Annotated in this window: 1 protein-coding gene; it reads left to right on the top strand. The window is 67.0% G+C overall.

Annotated elements, in window-relative coordinates:
* Positions 1 to 22: 22 nt before the first annotated feature.
* Positions 23 to 1,796: condensation domain-containing protein (locus tag G9373_RS45135; RefSeq protein ID WP_346842943.1), on the top strand; the 1,774-nt coding region annotated here is incomplete at its 3' end.

Raw genomic sequence — 1,796 nt, forward strand, 5'->3', positions numbered from 1 at the left:
CCTCGACCGGATGCCAGTGAGCGTGAACGGCAAGATCGACCGGCGAGCACTCCCCGCACCAACACCGTCGAACCGGCAGTTCCGACCACCGGTCACCCCCACCGAACAGACCATCGCCGACGTCTTCGCAGATGTCCTCGGCCGCGAGAGGGTCGGGCTCGACGACGACTTCTTCACCCTGGGCGGCAACTCGCTGCTCGCGACGCAGGTGGTGTCGCGGCTAAGCGTGGCGATGGATGCGCGGGTACCGATGCGAGTGCTGTTCGAGGCGTCGTCGGTGCAGGCACTGTCGACGTGGCTCGAGTCCCAGGCGACGGCGGGTGCACACCCACCCCTGGTTCCGCGGACCCGACCCGAACACATCCCGCTATCCTATGCGCAGCAACGCATCTGGTTCCTCAACCGGTTCGACCCACACTCACCGATCTACAACATTCCATTCGCCGTGCGCCTGTCGGGAACCATGGACACGGCCGCACTACTGGCAGCGATCGCAGACGTCGTGGACCGGCACGAGACCCTCCGGACGATCTACCCCGAATCCGAGACCGGCCCGCACCAAGTGGTCGTCCCGGCGGCCGAGGCCAGCGGCGGATTCGCCACCGCCGCGGTGACCGAGAACGAGCTCGCCACGCGACTGCTGTCGATGGCCTCCGCCGAGTTCGACGTCACCACATCGGTGCCGGTGCGGGCCGCCTTGTTCGAGACGGCCGACAACGAGCACGTGCTCGCCGTGGTGCTGCACCACATCTGCGCCGACGGCTCCTCGATCGCCCCGCTGGCCCGGGATCTCATGACCGCCTATACGGCCCGAGCCGGCGGATACACGCCATCGTGGCCACCACTGGCGGCGCAGTACGCCGACTACACCCTGTGGCAACGCGAACTACTCGGCTCCGACGACGACCCGAACTCGTTGCTCACCCGGCAGCTGACGTACTGGCGTTCCACACTCGACGGGCTGCCCGAACAGCTCGAACTGCCCGGGAACCGAACGCCGCCCGCCGTCACCCACCGTGGGCGAACACACACGTTCACCATCGACACGCCCACCCACCGCGCGGCAGCCGAACTCGCACGACAACACACCGCGACCGTGTTCATGGTGCTGCACACCACATTCGCGATATTCCTGGCCCGAACATCGGGCACCGCGGATATCGCGATCGGCACCCCCGTCGCCGGCCGCGGCGACCCGGCCCTCGACGACCTGGTCGGCATGTTCGTCAACACCCTCGCACTGCGAACCCCAGTCGATGCTGCCAGCAGCTTCACCCAACTGCTCACGACGGTGCGAGAAACCGACCTGGCCGCATTCGAGCACGCCGACGTGCCGTTCGAACGGGTGGTACAAGCCCTCAACCCGACACGATCGACCACCCGACACCCACTGTTCCAGGTCATGCTCGTCTTCCAGAACCAAGAGCACCCGAACCTCGAACTGGCGGGACTGACCGCCCGTATCGAGGACATCGACCACACCGCCACCCAGTTCGACCTCACGCTGGTGGTGAGCGAACGCGTCGATCGCGATGGTGCCGCTCGAGGTTTGACCGCCGCACTGACTTACGCGCAGGACCTGTTCGACGAGGACACCGTCCACGGATTCGCCGACCGATTCACCCGACTCCTCGAGGCAGCGGTGGCCGATCCCGACAGCCCAGTCGGCGACCTCGACCTCCTCGACGCCGACGAACGACGGAACCTGCTCGACCGCACCGGCGGCCCCGAACACCCCGCAACGACACTGCCACAACTGCTCACCACCGCCGCAGCACACAACCGCACCGCACCGG

The sequence above is a fragment of the Rhodococcus sp. A14 genome (assembly GCF_011603105.1).
GTDB classification, from domain to species: domain Bacteria; phylum Actinomycetota; class Actinomycetes; order Mycobacteriales; family Mycobacteriaceae; genus Rhodococcus_F; species Rhodococcus_F opacus.